Here is a 19,336-nt window from a genome sequence, read left to right as displayed (position 1 = left end):
AACTTGCGCCCGAGTTGAGTTCTCTGCTTCGTGACGCGAAGCGTTTGCCGCACGGTGTACCATGCCGTGCCTCCGAGCCGGACATCCGGGCTCGGCCTTTCATAAGGATCATGATGTCCTCTTACCGATCGGCTGCCTGCCTCCTTGCCGCGCTGCTTTCGACGAGTGTCCTGACGGCCGGCGCATCCCTTGCGCAGACCACGGTGACATCGGCCCCGCCCGCCAGCTTCACGCTCGGAAACGGCATGCAGGTCGTGGTGATTCCCGACCACCGCACGCCCGTCGTCACGGAAATGATCTGGTACAAGGTCGGCTCGGCTGACGAGACGCCGGGCAAGTCCGGGCTCGCGCACTTCCTTGAGCACCTGATGTTCAAGGGCACTTCGAAGCATCCGGTCGGCGAATTCTCCCAGACCGTGCTCCGCGTCGGCGGCAACGAGAACGCCTCGACCTCAGTGGACTACACCAACTATTACCAGCGAGTACCGAAAGAGCAGCTGCCGAAGATGATGGAGTTCGAGGCCGACCGCATGACCGGCCTGATCCTCAAGGACGAGAACGTGCTGCCCGAGCGCGACGTCGTGCTCGAAGAGTATAACATGCGCGTCGCCAACAATCCGGACGCGCGGCTGAACGAGCAGATCATGGCCGCGCTCTATCTCAACCATCCCTACGGCCGGCCGGTGATCGGCTGGCACCAGGAGATCGAGAAGCTCGATCGCGAGGATGCGCTCGCCTTCTACCGCCGCTTCTATGCGCCGAACAACTCGATCCTGGTGATCGCCGGCGACGTCGAGCCCGCCGACATCCGCCCGCTGGTCGAGCGCAATTTCGGCTCCATCCCGGCCCAGCCCGCAATCCCGGCGCGCCGCGTCCGCCCGCAGGAGCCGGAGCCCGCGGCGCCGCGCACCGTGACCCTGGCCGATCCGCGCGTCGAGCAACCCGGCTTGCGGCGCTATTACCTGGTGCCGTCGGCGACCACGGCTGCGGCCGGCGAAAGCGCGGCCCTCGACGTGCTGGCGCAGCTGATGGGCAGCGGCAGCAATTCCTATCTCTACCGTGCGCTCGTGGTCGACAAGCCGCTCGCGGTCTCCGCCAGCGCCAGCTATTCGAGCATCTCGCTCGACCCGACCCAGTTCGCGATCTCGGCTTCGCCCAAATCCGGCGTCAGCTTCGCCGAGGTCGAGCAGGTGGTCGACGGCGTCATTGCCGACATCGCGCAAAATCCGATCCGCGCCGAGGATCTCGAGCGGGTCAAGACCCAGCTCATCGCCGAAGCGATCTACGCCCAGGACAACCAGGCGGTGCTGGCGCGCTGGTATGGCGGGGCGCTGACCACGGGCCTGTCGGTCGAGGACATCCGGAGCTGGCCCGATCGCATCCGCGCGGTCACCGCCGAGCAGGTCCGCACCGTCGCGCAGAAATGGCTCGAGAAGAAGCGCTCGGTGACGGGCTATCTGATCAAGGACACCGCGACCACCAAGCGCGAGGAGAAGCGTTCGTGACCTATCCCTTCCTTCGACGCGTTGCATTCTCCTTTGCCACCGGCGCTGCACTCGCGCTCGCTGCGGTCTCGCCGTCGCAGGCGGCTGCAAAGATCCAGCATCTGACCTCGCCGGGCGGCATCGAGGCTTGGTTCGTGCAGGATGCGACCGTGCCGCTGATCGCGATGGAATATTCCTTTGCGGGCGGCTCGGCACAGGATCCCAAGGACAAGTCGGGCGTCGCCAATCTGGTCGGCGATCTCCTCGACGAAGGCTCCGGCGATCTCGATTCCAAGACCTTCCACGAGCGGCTCGACCGCCGCGCCATCGAGCTCTCCTTCAGCGCCACCCGCGACACGTTCCGCGGCAGCCTGCGCATGCTGCGCGACAACAAGGACGAGGCCTTCGACCTGCTGCGGAGCGCGCTGACCTCGCCGCATTTCGAAACCGCCGATGTCGAACGCATCCGCTCGCAGGTGATCTCGGGCCTGCGCCGCGAGACCACCAACCCGACTTCGCTCGCGAGCCGCAAATTCCTGGAGGTCGCCTTCGGCGATCATCCCTATAGCCGGCAATCCAACGGCAATCTCGACAGCGTTCCGACCATCACGGTGGCCGACATGAAGGATTATGTCGGCCGCGTGCTCGCCAAGGACTCGCTGAAGATCGCGGTGGTTGGCGATGTCGATCCGGCCACGCTCGGCAAGCTGCTCGACCACACGTTTGGCAGCCTGCCCGCCAAGGCCAACCTCGTGCCGGTCCCCGACGTCGAGGCCGCCAAGCCGCCGCAACGCGCCTTCGTGACGCTCGACGTGCCCCAGACCGTGATCACCTTCGGCGGCCCCGGGGTGAAGCGCAGCGATCCGAACTTCATGGCTGCCTATGTCGTCAACCACATCCTCGGCGGCGGCGGGTTGTCCTCGCGGCTCTATCGCGAGGTGCGCGAGAAGCGTGGCCTGGCTTATTCGGTATTCGAGTCGCTGCTCTGGATGGAGCATTCGGCGGTCTTCATCGGCAATACCGGGACCCGTGCCGACCGTGCCGGCGACACCATCGATGCCATCGACAAGGAAGTGCGCCGGATCGCCGAGGAAGGCCCGACGCAGAAGGAGCTCGACGAGGCCAAGTCCTATCTCAAGGGCTCACAGATGCTGGCGCTCGACACCTCCTCTAAGCTCGCGCAGGCGCTGCTGCAATATCAGCAGGACAAGCTGCCGATCGACTATATCGAGAAGCGCAACGCCGTCATCGAAGCGGTCACCATGGACGACGCCAAGGCGGCCGCAAAGCGCCTCTGGGGCCAAGGCCTCCTGACCGTCGTCGTCGGCCGCGCTCCGCAGGCCGCGGCGCAACCAGCCGCCGCACCGGCGACGAAGTCGAACTGACGTCGTCCGTAGGCTTCCTGAATTGGCCGGGCACGCCCGGCCATTTGCATTTCGGGCACCATTGCCGAACTTGGGCGGCCGGGATATGTCCGGGCATCACGAATGGTGCCACCATGCTGCGGATATCCCGCGATCTCGTCATTGACGAGGACGACATCGAGATCAGCTTTGTCCGCGCCTCCGGCCCGGGCGGGCAGAACGTCAACAAGGTCGCGACCTCGGCGCAATTGCGCTTCGACACCCGCAAACTGACGCTGCCGGAGGATGCCGCGTTGCGCCTCGCCCGGCTCGCAGGGCAGCGCATGACCAAGGACGGCGTCATCGTGATCCAGGCCCAACGCTTCCGCACCCAAGAGCGCAACCGCCAGGACGCCATCGATCGGCTTACGGAGATGCTCGGCGAAGCCATGATCCGGCCGAAGCCGCGGCGCGCGACGAAGCCGACCTTTGGCTCGAAGCAGCGCCGGCTCGAGGGCAAGAAGCGCCGCAGCGACATCAAATCGAAGCGCGGGCGCGGTTTCGACGACTAGCAGACACAGCAAAAGAACTCCGGCCGCAGGGCGACCGGAGTTCTGCCGTTTCACTCCATTGGCTAGTAGCGCTTGCCCGTGGCTGCACCGCCCGTCGCGGAATCGTCGGTGGTCCCTCTGTGCGCAGCACTGCCCGTCGTGCCAACCGTGCCCCTGGTACCCTTCGTCGGCTTCATGCCCGTCGTCTCGCCCGCCGCGCCCGGCTGGGCGCTCATCTCCTCGTCGCCGCTGCCCATTGTGCTGCCTTGCATGGGTTTGCTTTGCACGGTCCCGCTAGGCCTGGCGCCGGACGACGTACCTTGCGCGAGAACGGGTGTCACAATGAGGGCCGAGACGGCGCATGCGATTGCAGAGGTCTTCAACAACTTCATCCATTTCTCCTGGACTTTCGCGATGATCGGTTCGGCGGCTTGATGCGCCGTCCGCCTGAGCCGAACCAGTCCATCGCGTTACGAGCTCGAACGGCGCGGCCGTGATGCAATCTGTCTCGTGTGGTGATCGTTTAGGGATTTGACGGCGGTTTCGCGAAATTGTCCTCCGCATATGCGGCAGCGCGGAACAACGCTGCCCGCGCGCATCTCCGCACGCAGCGAAACAGCCCGCTACTACCACGGCTTGTTTTACCGCGCCTAGAATTTGCGCACGCTGAATTGACGTGGATGGGCGGACTTTTGACGATGCGCGCGATCGTGCTGGGGTTGTGCACCGCGATGGTGCTGGTGGTGCGGGTGGCCGAGGCGCAAATGCCCTTGCCGGCTGCAAAGCCGCCGGATGGCGCGACACTGTTCAAGCAGCAATGCGCGGTGTGCCACACCACGAACCTGTCAGAACCGGTGCGGCAGGGTCCGCCGCTGGTTAGGATCGTCGGGCGTCCCGCCGGAAAGGTCGAAGGCTTTCACTATTCAGAGCCCCTCGCAAAAGCAGCCTTTGCCTGGGACGAGACGAAGCTCGATGCCTGGCTGACCAATCCGCAAGCGGTGATTCCCGGTGTCGTCATGGTCTACCGGCAGGCGAAGCCGGAGACGCGCGCCGCCATCATCGCCTTTCTTAGGGAGCAGCACTGAATGGCGAAGCCGGTCCATTCCATGATCCGCGCACTCGACGAGGCGCGCTCTCTCGACTTCTACCAGCGGGCCTTTGGCCTGGAAATCACCGACCGTCTGAAGTTCGCAGACTTTGTCTTGATCTATCTGCGGCACCCGTCCTCACCCTTCGAGGTGGAGCTGACGGTCAATTTCGATCGCAAGGAACCGTATGCGCTCGGCGACGGCTACGGACATCTAGCCGTGGTGGTCGAGGATCTCGATGCCGAACATGCCCGCTTCGAGCGCGAGAAGCTCGCGCCGGGCCAGCTGCGTGACTTCAAGCACGACGGCAAAACGCTAGCGCGCTTCTTCTTCGTCAGTGATCCCGACGGCTACAAGATAGAGGTGATTCAGCGCGGCGGACGTTTCAACTAACCAAATCAAAAATCAAGATCAACGGAGGAATGCCATGAGAGAAGTCGATCGTCGAAGCAAGCACAGCCGCCGCGTCTTTCTCAAGGGCGCCGCGACCGCCGTGCCGGTCGCGGCAGTCGCGGCCAGCGTCGCCGTCAGCGTCGAGGGCGCATGGGCCGACGAGACCAGTGCGCTTTCGCCCACAACGATGAAGACGCTGCTGAAGGTCGCGCGCGATATTTATCCGCACGACGTCCTCGGCGACAGCTACTACATCACCGCGATCAAGCCGTGGGACGGCAAGGCGGCGAAGGACGCCTCCGTCAAGTCGCTGATCAGCGACGGCATCACACGGCTCGATCAGAATGCGCGTGATCGCCACAAGGTGGCTTACGCCGAAGTGCCGTGGGAAGCCGACCGCGTGGTGCTCCTGAAGGAGATCGAGCAGAGCGAGTTCTTCCAGAAGGTGCGCGGCGAGCTCATCGTGTCTCTCTACAACCAGAAAGAGGTCTGGCCGCGGTTCGGCTACGAGGGCTCCTCCGCCGAGCACGGCGGCTACATCAACCGCGGCTTCGCCGACATCGACTGGCTGCCGAAGGCTTAACGTCCACCCAACGGTTCAGGAGAACGCATATGGCAAAATTCGATCTGAACGATTCAGGCGTTGTGGTGATCGTCGGCTCCGGTGCCGGCGGCGGCACACTGGGCAACGAACTCGCACAGAAGGGCGTCAAGGTCGTCATTCTCGAAGCAGGTCCCCGCATCGAAAATCAGGACTTCGTCAATGACGAGTGGGAGAGTTTCTCCCAACTCGCGTGGACCGATGCCCGCACCACGTCGGGAACATGGCGCGTCGCAAAAGACTTCTCGGGTCTTCCCGCCTGGATCGTCAAGGCGGTCGGCGGCTCGACCACACACTGGGCCGGCGCATCGCTGCGGTTCGAGGAGCACGAGTTCAAGGTGAAGAGCACCTACGGCAACCTTCCCGGCGCCAACCTGCTGGACTGGCCGGTCACGCTTGCCGAGATGGAGCCGTGGTACGCCAAGGCCGAGAACAAGATGGGCGTGACCCGCACCAACGGCATTCCCGGACTTCCCGGCAACAATAACTTCAGGGTGATGGAGGCCGGCGCGAAGAAGCTCGGATACAAAACCGTGCATACCGGCAACATGGCGATCAACAGCCAACCGCGCGATGGCCGCGGCGCCTGCCAGCAGATCGGCTTCTGCTTCCAAGGCTGCAAGTCCGGCGCGAAGTGGTCGACGCTCTATACCGAGATACCCAAGGGCGAGGCGACCGGCAATCTCGAGGTCCGCCCCGCGAACATGGCGGTCAAGATCGAGCATGACGCGGGCGGCAAAGTCACCGGTGTGGTGTATGCCGACGAGACTGGCGCGATGCAGCGCCAGAAGGCCCGCATCGTTGCGGTGGCCGGCAATTCGATCGAAAGCCCGCGGCTGCTGTTGAACAGCGCATCCACCATGTTTCCGGACGGCCTCGGCAACTCATCGGGCCAGGTCGGCCGCAACTACATGCGCCACATGACCGGCAGCGTCTACGCCGTGTTCGAGAAATCGGTGCACATGTATCGCGGCACCACCATGGCCGGCATCATCCGCGACGAGGCCGCAAATAATCCGAAGCGCGGCTTCGTCGGCGGCTATGAGATGGAGACACTATCGATCGGCCTGCCCTTCATGGCGGCGTTCCTCAATCCCGGCGCCTGGGGACGTCCATTCACCGCGGCGCTCGACGGCTATCCGCGGATGGCCGGGATGTGGCTGGTCGGCGAGGACATGGCGCAGGAGACCAACCGCATCACGCTCGATCCTGTCGTGAAGGACAAGTTCGGCCAGCCGGTCGCAAGCGTGCACTTCGACGATCATCCCAACGATCTCGCGATGCGCGCGCACGCCTACAAGCAGGGCGCTGCGGTCTACGACGCCGTCGGCGCCACCGTGAGCTATCCGACACCGCCCTATCCGAGCACGCACAATCTCGGCACCAACCGGATGAGCGAGAAGCCGCGAGACGGCGTGGTCAACAAGTTCGGCCAGAGCCACGACGTCAAGAACCTGTTCGTCTCCGACGGCAGCCAGTTCACCAGCGGCGCAGCCTGCAATCCGACGCTGACCATCGTCTCGCTCGCGATCCGGCAGGCGGATTACATTGCGGGTGCGATGCAGAAGAAGGAGATTTGATCCAATCTCGTTCGTCGTCCTGGCGAAAGCCAGGACCCATTGCCCCAGGAAGGAGTTCGGCGAAGGCTCGTTGTTCGGGACCCATACCGCCCATCGCTGACGGATTCCGCGGTATGGGTCCTGGCCTTCGCCAGGACGACATCGGGGCTATTCCGCCGCATCGAGGATGGGCGCGACCGTCGTCTTGAACGTCTGCACCGGCGCTGTCGCCTTGGCGCGGTAGATCAGGCAGGAGCAGCGCAGCAACGAAGCGAAGTTGTTGACCTCGCCGTGATGGTCGAGCACCTCGGTGTAGAGCGTCGTCAGGAACTTGCCGACGCTCATGTTCTCCTTGGCCGCGATCTCCTCCAGTGTATCCCAAAATGCCATTTCCAGACGGATCGAGGTGCAATGCCCTCCGATCCGCAACGAGCGGGTCTGGGATTCGTAGTCGCGTTGGGGCTGGTGCGCGAAGAGATGGCACATGGCGTCCTCCCGTCCTGTTGCCGTTTTTTCACGATGCTACACCGCAGCCCGGTACCCCACAATCGGGACCAGCACCGGAGATTGATCCATCCCAGTTGCGCGATATTCTCGAACGTCCAATCTCTTCAATGCGATAGACAGCCCTTTTCCCCAGCCCGCCATGTTCCTGTTGCCCAACACATGCTTTTGACGCAACACGGCCTAGAATATCGCTGTCAGCGAATCCAGGTCGAAGCCCAAGTTTCATGCCCGTCCGCCAATTGCCCGAACAGGTCGTCAACCGCATCGCCGCCGGCGAGGTGGTCGAACGTCCCGCGAGCGTGGTCAAGGAGCTGGTCGAGAACGCCATCGATGCCGGCGCCAGTCGGATCGAGGTCTTTACCGATGGTGGCGGGCGCCGGCGGATTGGCATTACCGACGACGGCGGCGGCATGACCGCCAGGGACCTGTCGCTGGCGGTCGAGCGTCACGCCACCTCCAAGCTCGACGACGAGGACCTGCTGCAGATCCGCACGCTCGGATTCCGCGGCGAGGCGCTGCCCTCGATCGGCTCTGTGGCGCGGCTCGCCATCACTACGCGGCATGCCAGTGAGCCGCACGCCTGGGCGCTCAATGTCGAGGGCGGCGAGAAAACCGAGATCATGCCGGCCGCGCTCGCGCACGGCACGCGGGTCGAGGTCAACGACCTCTTCTACGCGACGCCGGCGCGGCTGAAGTTCTTGAAGACCGACCGGACCGAGGCGGAAGCGATCCGTGAGGTGGTGCGGCGGCTGGCGATGGCGCGGCCCGAAATCGCCTTCACGCTTGCGGGCGAAGAGCGCGCGCCGGTGACCTGGGCTGCGGCACTGCCCGGCGTCGCCGGTCGCCTGACCCGTCTCGGCGACATCCTGGGGGCAGAGTTCCGCAGCCATGCCATCGAGGTCCATGCCGAGCGCGAGGGCGTCGTGGTCGCCGGCTATGCCGCAGCGCCGGCGCTAACCAAGGCCAACGCGCTCGGGCAATATCTCTTCGTCAACGGCCGCCCGGTACGCGACAAGCTGATCTTAGGCGCGGTGCGCGGGGCCTATGCCGACTATCTGCCGCGCGACCGCCATCCGGTGCTGGCGCTGTTCGTCACGCTCGATCCGCGCGAGGTCGACGCCAATGTGCATCCGGCCAAGACCGAGGTGCGGTTTCGCAACGCCGGCCTGGTCCGAGCACTGATCGTGCACGGATTAAAGGAAGGGCTTGCACGGGAGGGCCGGCGTACGGCCGCCAACAGCGGCGAGAGCGCGCTGTCGTCGTTCCGCCCCGCATTCACGCCGCGCCCGGCAAGCTGGGACTGGCGCCAGTCGCCATCCGCCCCGGTCGCGCCGATGCCGTCATTCGACGATGTGACCGCGCCCGCCTTCGCCGAGCGCGCGCAAGCGGCGTTCGATGTCGGCGCGCCCAGCGCGGACGTGCGGATCGAATCCCAGCCGGTCAGTGACCTGGTCGACCGCCCGCTCGGCGCTGCGCGCACGCAGATCCACGAGACCTATATCGTCTCTCAAACTCGCGACGGCCTGATCATCGTCGACCAGCACGCCGCGCATGAACGCATCGTCTACGAGCGGCTGAAAGCCTCGCTGGCGGCCAATGGCGTGCAGCGGCAGATCCTGCTGATCCCCGAGATCGTCGAGATGGACGAGGCTACGGTGGAGCGCCTGCTCGAGCGCAGCGAGGAACTGGCGTCGTTTGGCCTCGCGATCGAATCCTTCGGCCCCGGCGCGGTTGCGGTGCGCGAGACGCCGTCGCTGCTCGGCAAGGCCAACGCGGGCGGGCTCTTGCGCGATCTTTCCGAGCACATGGCCGAATGGGACGAGGCGCTGCCGCTGGAGCGCCGCCTGATGCACGTCGCCGCCACCATGGCCTGTCACGGTTCGGTGCGCGCCGGCCGAAGGCTGCGGCCGGAGGAGATGAACGCCCTGCTCCGCGAGATGGAGGACACCCCGAACTCCGGCCAGTGCAATCACGGCCGGCCGACCTATGTCGAGCTGAAGCTGAGCGACGTGGAGAAGCTGTTCGGGCGGAGGTAATTCGTAGGGTGGGTTAGCCCTGCAGATGCGCAAAGCGCATCTGCTCGGCGTAACCCACCAACTTCGTCCCACGTGCGCGGCAAGGTGGTGGGTTACGCCTTCGGCTAACCCACCCTACGAACCGATTGTGAAGTTACGGCCGCTTCAAAAACACGAACTCCGTGTCGTCATAAGCGCGCCGCTCCAATTCCTCGAAGCCCTCAGGCGTGACGAACTGCGCAGCCTTTGCCTCTTCCACCACGAGCAGCGCGCCCGGCGTCAGCCAGTCGCCGTCGCGCAAGCTCGCAAGCGCCTTCTCCGCAAACCCCTTGCCATAGGGCGGATCGAGGAACACCAGCGAGAACGGCTCGACCGGATGTGCGGGCCCGAGATCGGTCGCATCACGACGATAGACTTTTGTCACGCCGCCCAAGCCCAGCGTCTCGACATTGTTCCGCAGCAGGGCGCGCGCTTCCGCGCCGTTGTCGACGAACAGCGTGAACTTCGCGCCGCGTGACGACGCTTCGATGCCCAGCGCGCCGGTACCGGCGAAGAGATCGAGCACACGCGCATCCGCAATCGGATCGTCATAGGCGTGCATGAGGATGTTAAACACGGACTCGCGCAGGCGGTCCGCCGTGGGGCGGATGTCGCGCGAGGACGGTGAGGCCAGATTGCGCCCCTTCAATCGACCGCCGACGACGCGCAACGTCAGTCCTCCTTCGGCGCCAGATCGCGCTTGCCGTGATAGCCGCGCTTGGGACGGCGTGGCGGGCCGTAGCCGCTCGCCTCAGCCTCGTTGCGCTCGCGCGCTTCCTCGCTGCCGGTGCGCTGCACCAGAACGCGGCGGCCCTTGCGGTCGTTGATCACGCCGCGCTTGCTCGCAGGCTTCTTCTCGCGCGGCGCGTCGTCTCCCTCATGCGAGGCAGATTTCTGCGGCACGTCGAACTGTGCGCCCGATTTCTCGATGATCTTTTCGCCGAGCTGGTCGCGCAGCACGCGGGACTTGATCTCCTCGACCTGGCCTTCCGGGACCTCGCCGAGCTGGAACGGGCCGTAGGAGACCCGGATCAGCCGGTTCACCTCGAGCCCGAGATGGGCGCAGACGTTGCGCACTTCGCGGTTCTTGCCTTCGCGGATCGCGAAAACAAGCCAGACATTGGCACCCTGGTCACGCTCCAACGTGGCGTCGATCGGACCGTATTTGACGCCCTCGATCTCGATGCCGTTCTTCAGCTGGTCGAGCTGCGCCTGCGTGACGTCGCCATGGGCGCGGACGCGGTAGCGACGCAGCCAGCCGGTGTCCGGCAGCTCAAGCGTGCGCGCGAGCCCTCCATCATTGGTGAGCAGCAGCAGGCCTTCGGTGTTGAAGTCGAGCCGGCCGATCGAGATCAGCCGCGGCAGACCTTCGGGCAAATTGTCGAACACGGTCGGACGTCCCTCGGGATCGTCATGCGTCGTCATCAGGCCGCGCGGCTTGTGATAGAGGAACAGCCGCGTGCGCTCGCGCTCCGGCAACGGCTTGCCGTCGACAGTAACGACATCGTTCGAGGTGATGTCGAGCGCCGGCGAATTGATCACCCGGCCGTTGACGCTGACGCGGCCCTGCGTGACCATCTCCTCGGCATCGCGGCGGGAGGCGAGGCCCGCACGCGACAGCACCTTGGCGATGCGCTCGCCGGCTTTCTTCGGCTTGACCTCTTCCTCGCGGCGAGGCCGCCGCTCGGAATCACGATCGCGCTCGCGATAGGCGCCGCGACCGCCGAAGGCGGGACGTTTCTCGAAGATCCTGCTCTCATCCTCGTTTTCGCGACGTGGACGATCGCCGGAACGCGCTTCGTTGCGGGGATGCTCGTGCCAGTCGGAACGGCCCTCGGAGCGCTCGCGCGGACGATCGAATTTCGGGCGATCGCCGCCGCGATCGAACCTCGGACGATCATCGCGTGGGCGATCGAACTTGGGACGATCGAATTTGGGCCGCTCGCGGAACGGACGATCACCCGATGTGCGATCGTCGCGCGAACGCGAAAAGCGCGGACGGTCGTCGCCGCCGCCTTGCCGATCGTCGCGCTTCTGCCAGGGCTTGTCCTGACCGCGGTCGCTGCCGCCAAAATCCTTGCGCGGACCCTTGCTGAAGTCCTTGCGCGGCGGCCGGTCGCCGCGGGGAGCCGCATCGCGCTTCTGCCAGGGCTTTGAATCGCTGCGCTCGCTGCGATTGCGGTCCGGTGCACCGCGCGAAAACTTCCGCTCGCCGTCGAACTTGCGTTCCGGACGGTCGCCACGCGGCGCGTAAGGTCGCTTGTCGCCAAACTTCGCGTCACCGGTTCGGCCGGCCGGACGGGAATCGTCGCGATCCCTGCGCGGCGGACGGTCATCACGCCCATAGGACGGGCGATCACCGCGCGGCTTGAACGGCCGCTTCTCGCCATCGCGCGAGGGGCGATCAGAAAATGGGCGGTCGCCACGAGGCTTGAACGGGCGCTTCTCGCCGTCGCGCGACGGACGATCGGAAAACGGACGGTCTTCGCGCGGCTTGAAGGGACGATCCCCACGCGGCTTGAAGCTGCGCTCGCCACGATCCTCGCCGCGCGGCCGGTCTTCGCGCGGCCGGTCTTGGCGATTGAACTTCGGACGCTCGCTGAAGTCGCGGCGCGGGGCATCGCCCTCCTCGCGGCGGCGGACCGGTCGGCTGTCGCGGTCGCCGCGGGGCGGGCGGCTGTCGCCCTTGCCCTCGAAGCCGCGCTTGGCGAACTTCTTCTCGGGGCCCCGCGCCTTGCCGGAACGGCCGCCCTTGGCCGGGCCGCGATCACGCCGGCCGCGGGAATCGTTGTCTTTGTCGCTGTCGCGAGGCATGAATAATCTCACTCAGGGGGTGGCCAGAAAGCATTGTGCGCGCTCGTCTCGAGCCGCATGCTCAGGCAAATTCGGTCAAGCACTTCTGCTGAAGGCGCAGCTACTAGCAGGTTTCTCGCGATGATACGAGGCTTGAAAGCCCCCTCTTTCATGGATTTGGCGCTCAAAACGGCCGAAAACGCCGGAAAGGCGGGCGAAGTTCCGATCGGATGCGTCGTGGTCCGCAATTACGAGGTCATCGCCACCGCGGCGAACCGGACGCTGACCGATTACGACCCCACGGCTCATGCCGAGATCGTTGCGCTGCGCGACGCCGCCAAAAAAATCGGCAGCGAGCGCCTGGTCGACTGCGACCTCTACGTGACGCTGGAGCCCTGCACCATGTGTGCGGGCGCGATCTCGTTTGCAAGGGTGAGGCGCCTTTATTACGGCGCCGCCGATCCCAAGGGCGGCGCGGTGGAATCAGGCGTCCGGTTCTTCACCTCGCCGACCTGCCATCACGTCCCGGACGTCTATTCCGGGGTCGGCGAAAGCGAGTCCGCGCGGCTGCTCAAGGACTTCTTTCGGGAGCGGCGCTAAGGCGCGGCAAAGAACTCGCGCAGCGCCTTCGCGGTCACATCCGGGTTTTCCTCGGTGAGGAAGTGCCCCGAATCCACCGGCATACCCGTGACGTTGGTCGCCCATTGCTTCCAGATGTCGAGCGGGGTGGCGGCGGCTTGCGCCACGCCGGCGTTGCCCCACAGCGCCAGCATGGGAATCGTGATCTTCTTGCCAGCCTCGAAATCGGCCTTGTCGAGATCGTAGTCGAAATAGGCGCCGGCGCGATAATCCTCGCACATCGCGTGCACGCGGGCGGGATCGCGGAACGGGGCGATGTAGTGTTCGAGCGCGCGCTGGTCGATGGCGTCGAGCGTCTTCGACCTGGTCTGGCTCGCCATCTTGAAGCGCAGGAAGAACTCGCCGTTGCTCGCAATCAGCGTCTCCGGCAACGGGGCTGGCTGCGCCAGAAAAGTCCAGTGATAGATCTTTAGCGCGTAGGCGCGGTTCATCCGCTCCCAGTAATTATAGGTCGGCAGGATATCGAGCACCGCAAGCTTCGACAGCCGGCCGGGATGATCGAGCGCCAGCCGATACGAGACGCGGCCGCCGCGATCGTGGCCCGCGAGCGCGAAGTGCACATGGCCGAGTTGCTCCATCGCCTCGACCATGGCCTTGGCCATCGCGCGCTTGCTGTAGGGCATGTGCAGCGCGTCGCTCTCGGGCATGTCGGACCAGCCATAGCCGGGCAGATCGGCGATGATCAGCGTGAACTGGTCGGCCAGCTGCGGCGCGACGCGGTGCCACATCACGTTGGTCTCGGAGAAGCCGTGCAGCAGCAACAGCGGCGGTCCCTTCCCGCCGACGCGGGCGAAGATGCGGCCGAAGGAGGTGTTGATCCATTCGGAGGCGAAGCCGGGATAGAGGTCGGCGAGATCGGACATCTTCTGCATCCTTATCTGTCAGCGTGGGATCTGTTCGGTCTTGAGAATGTCCCAAAACAAAAAAGTCGAAAAACAACCCCATGCACAGTAGCTAAGTCCAACAGCCGCCTACACAATTTCGGAGGGCCGACGGCGCGGTCGCAAATTTCGCCGGCGTGCGAAAAAAGCCTGTCAGCTCTTGGACTTCTCGGCGTCCACCGCCTGCCAGCCGATGTCGCGGCGGCAAAAACCTTCCGGCCAGTTGATGCGGTCGACGGCCTGGTAGGCGCGCCCTTGCGCTTCGGTCACGGTCTTGCCGAGCGCGCAGACATTGAGCACGCGGCCGCCATTGGCGAGGATGGCGCCGTCCTTCTCGACCGTGCCGGCGTGGAATATCTCGGCGGTCTCGACCTCTGAGGCGTCATCGAGCCCCTCGATCCGCGTGCCTTTCTGATAGTCGCCGGGATATCCCTTCGCCGCCATCACCACCGTGAGCGCGGCCTCCGGATGCCAGCGGAGGTCAAAGTTCTTCAGCTGGCCGTCGCAGGCGGCGAGGAAGGCCGGCACGATGTCCGACATCATCCTGAGCATCAGCACCTGGCACTCGGGATCGCCGAAGCGCACGTTGAACTCGAACAGTTTCGGGCCCTGCGTCGTCAGCATGATCCCGGCGTAGAGGATGCCGCGAAACGGCGTGCCGCGCTGCTTCATGCCTGATACCGTCGGCAGAATGATCTTGGCCATGATCGCGTCGTGGATCGCCGGCGTGACCAGCGGCGTCGGCGAATAGGCGCCCATGCCGCCGGTGTTCGGGCCGACGTCGTGGTCGAACACGCGCTTGTGGTCCTGCGCGGACGCCAGCGGAATGGCGGTCTCGCCGTCGCACAGCGCGAAGAAGCTGATCTCGCGGCCCGGCAGAAACTCCTCGATCACGACCTCGGCGCCGGCCTCGCCAAAGGCGCCCTCGAACATCATGGCGATGGCGTCCTCCGCCTCGCGCACCGACTTGGCGACGACGACGCCCTTGCCGGCGGCAAGGCCGTCGGCCTTGACCACGATCGGCGCGCCCTGGCTCTGGACGTAAGCCCGCGCATCGGCGGCGTTGGTGAATCGCTCATAGGCGCCGGTCGGAATGCCGAATTCGGTGCACAGCGCCTTGGTGAAGCCCTTCGAGCTTTCGAGCTGGGCGGGGATCTTGTCCGGCCCGAACGCCTTGATGCCGGCGGCGGTGAGGTCATCGACGATACCGGCCGCCAGCGGCGTCTCCGGGCCGACCACCACGAGCTCGACCGCATTCGTCTTGCAGAAGGCGATCACGGCGGCATGGTCGGCGACGTCGAGCGCCACGCATTCCGCCTCGCGCGCGATCCCGGCATTGCCCGGCGCGCACCAGAATTTGGTCACCAGGGGAGAGGCTGCGATCTTCCACGCCAGGGCATGTTCGCGGCCGCCGGAACCAAGCAGGAGAATGTGCATCGAAGGCTCGAAATGAGGGGTTTGCTGTGGCGGAGGTCGCATGAATCGGGGTGGGGCTCAAGGGGAAACGGACCACCGACGCTGCAACATTGGCTTCGAACAGTGCAAGGCCAAGCCGGACAAGAGCTTCTTCAGCTCTGACGCCCAACACCAGGTTGATTAAGATCCACTTATTGCGCCGGCTCTAGCCGGGGCGTTCCGTTTGCCTTTTTCCAAAGCTCCACTAATCTTTCGCCTTTAGATTGTTAGTCATGGAGCTATTATGCGCCTCGGTACCATAGCCGTCGCCACCTTTATTGCCAGCGTTCCCCCAGCACATGCCCAGACCGTCGACCTCCCGGGCTTGCTGATGAGCAAGGGGCGTATCGTTGGCTCATCAATGACCCCCGATGGAAAAATCCTGGTCACAGTACAGAACAACACTACCACGTCGTTCTGCTTCTTCAGACGACCAGAGCCCAAAGCTGACTCGGTCATGATGTTTGAGAACTGCTACAGCGTCGGCCCAAAATGAACTAGTGCTCGCGCTGCTTTTCCGCTGTTCAACCCCTGATCCACATACAACAGCGAATTCTTTGGCAAGCCATGACTGAATACAAGCCTCACGGGCAGGACGCGCGAGACGCGCACGCCATCGCTATCGGCAAGATAGCAATGGCATGGAATGAGTACCACTCCATCCTTGGAGAACTCTATTCCGAGTTATTCACGCACGGTCGAAATTGGCAGCTAGCGCTTGCTGCTTGGCATGCCATACCTAGCGATAAAACCCAGCGAGACATGCTTCGCAAAGTCGCGGAGCTAAAGTTCAAGGCATCAAGCCGTGAGTTGACGGAGATAAACTGGCTCCTCGAAAAGACGAACGATGTCGTATCTGTCCAGCGTAACATCGGACTGCACACGCTTCTTTGGTCGTTTACCGCAGAAGATGGCGCGCATCTTATTCTCCCTATCGTATCCAACGACCGCACAGCGAAGGCGCTCGCCGACACAAAGGTGCTTAAAGAATACGCCCACTACGAGAAGCAGATACGAAAAATGATCGGTTTCGCTGTGGGCATCCAGTTCGCCGTGTCTCCTCGCCGTCGCGGGAAGAAGACGTGGCCTGAGCGCCCGCCCCTCTCGAAGCGGTCTCCCTAGGCTCCCACGATGGAGGACCATCACGGACGCCTCCATGTCTGGATCATGTAGAGCACTGCCAGGATGATATTGCTGCCATAGGCTAAGCCGGCTTCACGCCAGCCATAACGGCAGCGTGCGCCGGAAACGCGCACCACCCCGTCCCGGCCCATGAACGGCGCGAGATGCTTCAGCTGCTCGAAGGGAGATGAATGCTTCGGCGGAATTACGGAGCTACGGTGATAGTGCATTAAATTCCAATGCCAAAGCATCAATCGAAATGGTTTAGTGCACTGTCACCGCAATACATAATGGAGCGATGATGGAGCGATTTGGCGGTGAAGAGAAGCCCTTAGCTGAACTGATGGTTGGCTCGGTCATCGAAGCTAAGAGCGCGCCGCAGCAATGCCATCGTCTGGCAGGTCATTTGGGCGTGACTCACGGTAGGCAAAGCCGTAGCCTCGGGTGATCGTTTAAGTTGTCGTCTGACGCCCGAGATTGTTGATGGATGCCCAAAGCGACGTGCAAGCATCGCGCCCGCCTCTAACCGGCGACAAGGCCCTTGTCTCGATAGATGATGACGAGTTTGGGCTCAATGAAACCATTGCTCGATTGTCCAATACGCTCGCGACTTTGGTTCGTGGCGACGGTTACGCGCTCGGCATTGAAGGCTCGTGGGGGAGCGGAAAATCCACATTCGTCAATTTTATAGGCGAGCAGCTGGAGAGAATCTCAGGACAACGTGTGCTTCGCTTCGAGCCGTGGCTCATCGGCGACAAAAGCGTGCTTATTGCCGCGTTCTTTAGCTTGCTGGCGACCGAGATCGATAGGATCGAAGAATCATCCGAATTCGGGTCGTCCTTCACGTCCTGGCAACTCCGCCGTGCCCGAAGAAAATTGTCTAAGTCTATTCGGAAGTACGGGAGATATATCGGAGCGTTAGCGGGACCTGTTGGCGGCGCCGCATCGCTAGATCCGAGCGGCACCACCGCACTGGCGGCAATAGGTCTTAAGGGGCTTGATAGGCTTATACCGTTCTTCGGAAATGCAGTTCCGCTCGAAAAACTGAAGGCCGAAATCGTTGAAGGGCTGAGAGAGCTGCGACGAACGCATTCGGAAATTAGGTTTAACGTCGTCATTGACGACGTAGATCGTCTGCCTCCTGAAGAGGCTGTAGAGGTCTTGCGCATGGTGCAAAAGGTGGCCGATTTTCCCTGCATCACGTACCTGATCTGCTACGACTCCAACGTGTTGTCGGAGCAGGTCCGCCATACGTTGCAGGTTCAGGATGGCCGTCGCTATACCGAAAAGATACTTCAGGAAGTCATTCACATCCCGCCGCAGGAACCTTTCGCTCTCCGAAGGGCCCTCAAAAGGAAGCTCAAGCAAGCTTTTCCTAAGGAGTTTGAGAGGATTCAAGGAGACCGCGATGCAGAGTACCGGCAACATCTATTTTTTGATATTTGGGGTGGTACCTTTCTAGCAACACCGCGAGACGTCGCCCGGCTATTCGATGCCGTTGCCTTAAGCTGGCCTCTGCTGCCACTCGAGTCGGACTTCTGCGATTTTCTGTGGCTGCAACTGCTGAAGCTCAAATCGTACGAGCTGTATACATGGACTCGCGAGTATCTTCAGAATGTCGGTGCGTATCGCGACGGGGGCCGTGCCGGGGACACCCAGCCTGGCGAAATGGCTCAATCTCTATCAAAGCTGATGGAGAAGCATGGCTGGGCAAGCCGCGCATATCTCTCTGGTATCAATAGCTTTCTACCCGGCGTGGGTTCGTTCGCATTTGATGATGAGAGCAAGCGAAAGGTCTTTGACTTTACGCGTGACGAGCTGAGAAATTTCGAAGCCAAACACAGATTGGGAAGTCCGAGCCACTGGCGGCAATATTTTGCCTTCGAAGCACCATCATACGCGCTGAAGGATGGCGATCTTATCTCATTTCGCAAGGCATGCGCGACCAGCGTAGGAAGAGCCAAGGCGTTCCTGTTAGAGTTGCTAAGGCGGGAGCATGAACGAAGAGGGCACTTCGTTGATCTACTGCTGGATCGACTTTTGGATCAACCAGCGGGCTCACTTTCGACGTCCGAAGCAGATGGCATGGCTTGGGCGTTTGCGCTGACGATGGACGAATTGGCGGTCGAGGCCGTGGGCATCCAGGAATTTGGGAGGAGTGAACTCTGGCGCAAAGCAGTTCATTTGGTGGAGAAGAATAAGCCGTCGGATTTCTCCGACATCGTAACGAGAGGGAAAGCCATCAATTGGCTGTCCCATTTGGTCCGCGATCTGGGCTTTGCCCACGGTCTGCCGAAGGGCAACAGATCCTATCCTGAAAACCAATGGCTCAGCCGTGAGGCGCTTGATGAAGCTGTGATACTCATCACCCGACGATACGAAACGTTCGGTGTGAAGAGGATAATCACCCTGCCGAGCCCCTTGGACGCACTCTATTGCTGGGTTCAGCTCGGCAGCGCGTCCATTGCGAGGCAGTATATCGCTGCAGCAACTCGTGACGATGAGGGCTTTCTAAGTGCTCTCCAGGCGATGCGCGGTTGGCAAAGCAGCTCAGACACGGGCGTAACCCATCCGCTGCGTGATGATGTCGTCGGCCTTTTCCTCGATAAGGGAGAGGCATTCTCGCGTTTGGAAGTGTTGGCAAATGCAGGTCGTCCGCGCGCGATTCGTAAAAAGGCCTCAGCGCTATTGAAAGCGTGGCAAAGAAACGAAAGTGCCAGGCAACCCGTTGCCGAAATAGCAATGGACGATGCAAGCGACGAGTAAGTTATGTGAGAGTACACGGGCAGTCGCCCCACAAGGATTACTGCTTCTCAAGGACGCGATCGAGTCAGTTGCCACCGGGCTCGGTGGAGCAACGGGGCGA

The 19,336-nt window shown here is 63.0% G+C and carries 18 protein-coding genes; 12 read left to right on the top strand and 6 right to left on the bottom strand.

Annotation, left to right across the window (positions count from 1 at the left end; translation table 11 throughout):
• Positions 1 to 110: 110 nt before the first annotated feature.
• The 3 genes from AC0L27_RS10085 to arfB all read left to right on the top strand — a co-directional run bounded on the left by AC0L27_RS10085 (position 111) and on the right by arfB (position 3,399).
• Complete coding sequence (locus AC0L27_RS10085; RefSeq protein WP_473318839.1) at positions 111 to 1,505, top strand: M16 family metallopeptidase; 1,395 nt, start codon at positions 111 to 113, stop codon at positions 1,503 to 1,505.
• Positions 1,502 to 2,869, top strand: coding sequence for a M16 family metallopeptidase (locus AC0L27_RS10080; RefSeq protein ID WP_354208231.1), 1,368 nt, complete (start codon positions 1,502 to 1,504; stop codon positions 2,867 to 2,869). The genes AC0L27_RS10085 and AC0L27_RS10080 overlap by 4 nt, the downstream gene beginning before the upstream one ends.
• Before the next feature lie 113 nt (positions 2,870 to 2,982).
• Positions 2,983 to 3,399, top strand: a complete 417-nt coding sequence (gene arfB, locus AC0L27_RS10075) for an alternative ribosome rescue aminoacyl-tRNA hydrolase ArfB (RefSeq protein ID WP_354208232.1) — start codon at positions 2,983 to 2,985, stop codon at positions 3,397 to 3,399.
• A 62-nt stretch (positions 3,400 to 3,461) separates the two neighbouring features.
• Here arfB and AC0L27_RS10070 read toward each other — a convergent pair whose 3' ends face one another.
• The gene (locus tag AC0L27_RS10070) at positions 3,462 to 3,650 is read right to left on the bottom strand and encodes a hypothetical protein (protein WP_354101211.1); all 189 of its coding nucleotides are present in this window, start codon (positions 3,648 to 3,650) and stop codon (positions 3,462 to 3,464) included.
• A gap of 426 nt (positions 3,651 to 4,076) precedes the next feature.
• Between AC0L27_RS10070 and AC0L27_RS10065 the strand changes: the two genes are divergently transcribed.
• From AC0L27_RS10065 to AC0L27_RS10050, 4 genes are read left to right on the top strand one after another with little or no spacing between them, the layout of a single operon-like run.
• Positions 4,077 to 4,463 carry a c-type cytochrome gene (locus AC0L27_RS10065; RefSeq protein ID WP_354208362.1) on the top strand — a complete coding sequence of 129 codons (387 nt, stop codon included), beginning with the start codon at positions 4,077 to 4,079 and terminating at the stop codon, positions 4,461 to 4,463.
• Positions 4,464 to 4,859 (top strand): VOC family protein, encoded by a 396-nt coding sequence (locus tag AC0L27_RS10060; protein ID WP_275172421.1) that lies wholly within the window; start codon positions 4,464 to 4,466, stop codon positions 4,857 to 4,859. It abuts the gene before it with no gap.
• A gap of 34 nt (positions 4,860 to 4,893) precedes the next feature.
• Complete coding sequence (locus AC0L27_RS10055; protein ID WP_354208233.1) at positions 4,894 to 5,442, top strand: gluconate 2-dehydrogenase subunit 3 family protein; 549 nt, start codon at positions 4,894 to 4,896, stop codon at positions 5,440 to 5,442.
• Between the two features lie 29 nt (positions 5,443 to 5,471).
• Complete coding sequence (locus AC0L27_RS10050) at positions 5,472 to 7,040, top strand: GMC family oxidoreductase (RefSeq protein WP_354208234.1); 1,569 nt, start codon at positions 5,472 to 5,474, stop codon at positions 7,038 to 7,040.
• 147 nt (positions 7,041 to 7,187) lie between these two features.
• Here the strand turns inward: AC0L27_RS10050 and AC0L27_RS10045 are convergent, their stop codons facing one another.
• Complete coding sequence (locus tag AC0L27_RS10045; RefSeq protein ID WP_275172418.1) at positions 7,188 to 7,505, bottom strand: ribbon-helix-helix domain-containing protein; 318 nt, start codon at positions 7,503 to 7,505, stop codon at positions 7,188 to 7,190.
• Positions 7,506 to 7,750: 245 nt separating this feature from the next.
• Here AC0L27_RS10045 and mutL point away from each other — a divergent pair, with 245 nt between their 5' ends.
• Positions 7,751 to 9,562: a DNA mismatch repair endonuclease MutL gene (mutL, locus tag AC0L27_RS10040; RefSeq protein ID WP_473318834.1), complete on the top strand. Its 1,812-nt coding sequence runs from the start codon at positions 7,751 to 7,753 to the stop codon at positions 9,560 to 9,562.
• Between the two features lie 133 nt (positions 9,563 to 9,695).
• Here the strand turns inward: mutL and rsmD are convergent, their stop codons facing one another.
• Together rsmD and AC0L27_RS10030 are read right to left on the bottom strand one after the other, a co-directional pair.
• On the bottom strand, positions 9,696 to 10,250 hold the full coding sequence (gene rsmD / locus AC0L27_RS10035) for a 16S rRNA (guanine(966)-N(2))-methyltransferase RsmD (RefSeq protein WP_354208236.1): 555 nt from the start codon (positions 10,248 to 10,250) through the stop codon (positions 9,696 to 9,698).
• Positions 10,251 to 10,252: 2 nt separating this feature from the next.
• Positions 10,253 to 12,394, bottom strand: a complete 2,142-nt coding sequence (locus AC0L27_RS10030; RefSeq protein WP_473318832.1) for a pseudouridine synthase — start codon at positions 12,392 to 12,394, stop codon at positions 10,253 to 10,255.
• A gap of 120 nt (positions 12,395 to 12,514) precedes the next feature.
• Between AC0L27_RS10030 and AC0L27_RS10025 the strand changes: the two genes are divergently transcribed.
• Complete coding sequence (locus AC0L27_RS10025) at positions 12,515 to 12,973, top strand: nucleoside deaminase (RefSeq protein WP_275172521.1); 459 nt, start codon at positions 12,515 to 12,517, stop codon at positions 12,971 to 12,973.
• On the opposite strand, the gene AC0L27_RS10020 is transcribed toward AC0L27_RS10025, so the two are convergent.
• Both AC0L27_RS10020 and purD read right to left on the bottom strand, forming a co-directional pair.
• Positions 12,970 to 13,875, bottom strand: coding sequence for an alpha/beta fold hydrolase (locus tag AC0L27_RS10020; RefSeq protein ID WP_354208238.1), 906 nt, complete (start codon positions 13,873 to 13,875; stop codon positions 12,970 to 12,972). The two genes, AC0L27_RS10025 and AC0L27_RS10020, sit on opposite strands and share 4 nt — an antisense overlap.
• 171 nt (positions 13,876 to 14,046) lie before the next feature.
• A complete protein-coding gene (gene purD / locus AC0L27_RS10015) occupies positions 14,047 to 15,330 on the bottom strand; it encodes a phosphoribosylamine--glycine ligase (RefSeq protein ID WP_354208239.1) in 1,284 nt (427 codons plus the stop codon).
• 262 nt (positions 15,331 to 15,592) lie between these two features.
• Between purD and AC0L27_RS10010 the strand changes: the two genes are divergently transcribed.
• The 3 genes from AC0L27_RS10010 to AC0L27_RS10000 all read left to right on the top strand — a co-directional run bounded on the left by AC0L27_RS10010 (position 15,593) and on the right by AC0L27_RS10000 (position 19,236).
• A complete protein-coding gene (locus AC0L27_RS10010; RefSeq protein WP_354255206.1) occupies positions 15,593 to 15,844 on the top strand; it encodes a hypothetical protein in 252 nt (83 codons plus the stop codon).
• 71 nt (positions 15,845 to 15,915) lie between these two features.
• Positions 15,916 to 16,470: a hypothetical protein gene (locus AC0L27_RS10005; protein WP_473318823.1), complete on the top strand. Its 555-nt coding sequence runs from the start codon at positions 15,916 to 15,918 to the stop codon at positions 16,468 to 16,470.
• 483 nt (positions 16,471 to 16,953) lie between these two features.
• The gene (locus tag AC0L27_RS10000; RefSeq protein WP_473304559.1) at positions 16,954 to 19,236 is read left to right on the top strand and encodes a KAP family P-loop NTPase fold protein; all 2,283 of its coding nucleotides are present in this window, start codon (positions 16,954 to 16,956) and stop codon (positions 19,234 to 19,236) included.
• The last annotated feature ends 100 nt before the right edge of the window (positions 19,237 to 19,336 follow it).

It is taken from the genome of Bradyrhizobium sp. Ken51 (assembly GCF_055807435.1).
This window is presented reverse-complemented; position numbering and strand designations above follow the sequence as displayed.

What these genes read in the sequence shown, in the direction of transcription:
- AC0L27_RS10020 (WP_354208238.1), bottom strand. Translation starts at nt 13,875, where the DNA reads ATGTCCGATCTCGCCGACCTCTATCCCGGCTTCGCCTCCGAATGGATC.
- AC0L27_RS10060 (WP_275172421.1), top strand. Translation starts at nt 4,464, where the DNA reads ATGGCGAAGCCGGTCCATTCCATGATCCGCGCACTCGACGAGGCGCGC.
- AC0L27_RS10025 (WP_275172521.1), top strand. Translation starts at nt 12,515, where the DNA reads ATGATACGAGGCTTGAAAGCCCCCTCTTTCATGGATTTGGCGCTCAAA.
- AC0L27_RS10030 (WP_473318832.1), bottom strand. Translation starts at nt 12,394, where the DNA reads ATGCCTCGCGACAGCGACAAAGACAACGATTCCCGCGGCCGGCGTGAT.
- AC0L27_RS10045 (WP_275172418.1), bottom strand. Translation starts at nt 7,505, where the DNA reads ATGTGCCATCTCTTCGCGCACCAGCCCCAACGCGACTACGAATCCCAG.
- AC0L27_RS10005 (WP_473318823.1), top strand. Translation starts at nt 15,916, where the DNA reads ATGACTGAATACAAGCCTCACGGGCAGGACGCGCGAGACGCGCACGCC.
- AC0L27_RS10085 (WP_473318839.1), top strand. Translation starts at nt 111, where the DNA reads ATGATGTCCTCTTACCGATCGGCTGCCTGCCTCCTTGCCGCGCTGCTT.
- AC0L27_RS10055 (WP_354208233.1), top strand. Translation starts at nt 4,894, where the DNA reads ATGAGAGAAGTCGATCGTCGAAGCAAGCACAGCCGCCGCGTCTTTCTC.
- AC0L27_RS10065 (WP_354208362.1), top strand. Translation starts at nt 4,077, where the DNA reads ATGCGCGCGATCGTGCTGGGGTTGTGCACCGCGATGGTGCTGGTGGTG.
- purD (WP_354208239.1), bottom strand. Translation starts at nt 15,330, where the DNA reads ATGCACATTCTCCTGCTTGGTTCCGGCGGCCGCGAACATGCCCTGGCG.
- arfB (WP_354208232.1), top strand. Translation starts at nt 2,983, where the DNA reads ATGCTGCGGATATCCCGCGATCTCGTCATTGACGAGGACGACATCGAG.
- AC0L27_RS10000 (WP_473304559.1), top strand. Translation starts at nt 16,954, where the DNA reads ATGGATGCCCAAAGCGACGTGCAAGCATCGCGCCCGCCTCTAACCGGC.
- AC0L27_RS10010 (WP_354255206.1), top strand. Translation starts at nt 15,593, where the DNA reads ATGCGCCTCGGTACCATAGCCGTCGCCACCTTTATTGCCAGCGTTCCC.
- AC0L27_RS10050 (WP_354208234.1), top strand. Translation starts at nt 5,472, where the DNA reads ATGGCAAAATTCGATCTGAACGATTCAGGCGTTGTGGTGATCGTCGGC.
- mutL (WP_473318834.1), top strand. Translation starts at nt 7,751, where the DNA reads ATGCCCGTCCGCCAATTGCCCGAACAGGTCGTCAACCGCATCGCCGCC.
- AC0L27_RS10070 (WP_354101211.1), bottom strand. Translation starts at nt 3,650, where the DNA reads ATGCAAGGCAGCACAATGGGCAGCGGCGACGAGGAGATGAGCGCCCAG.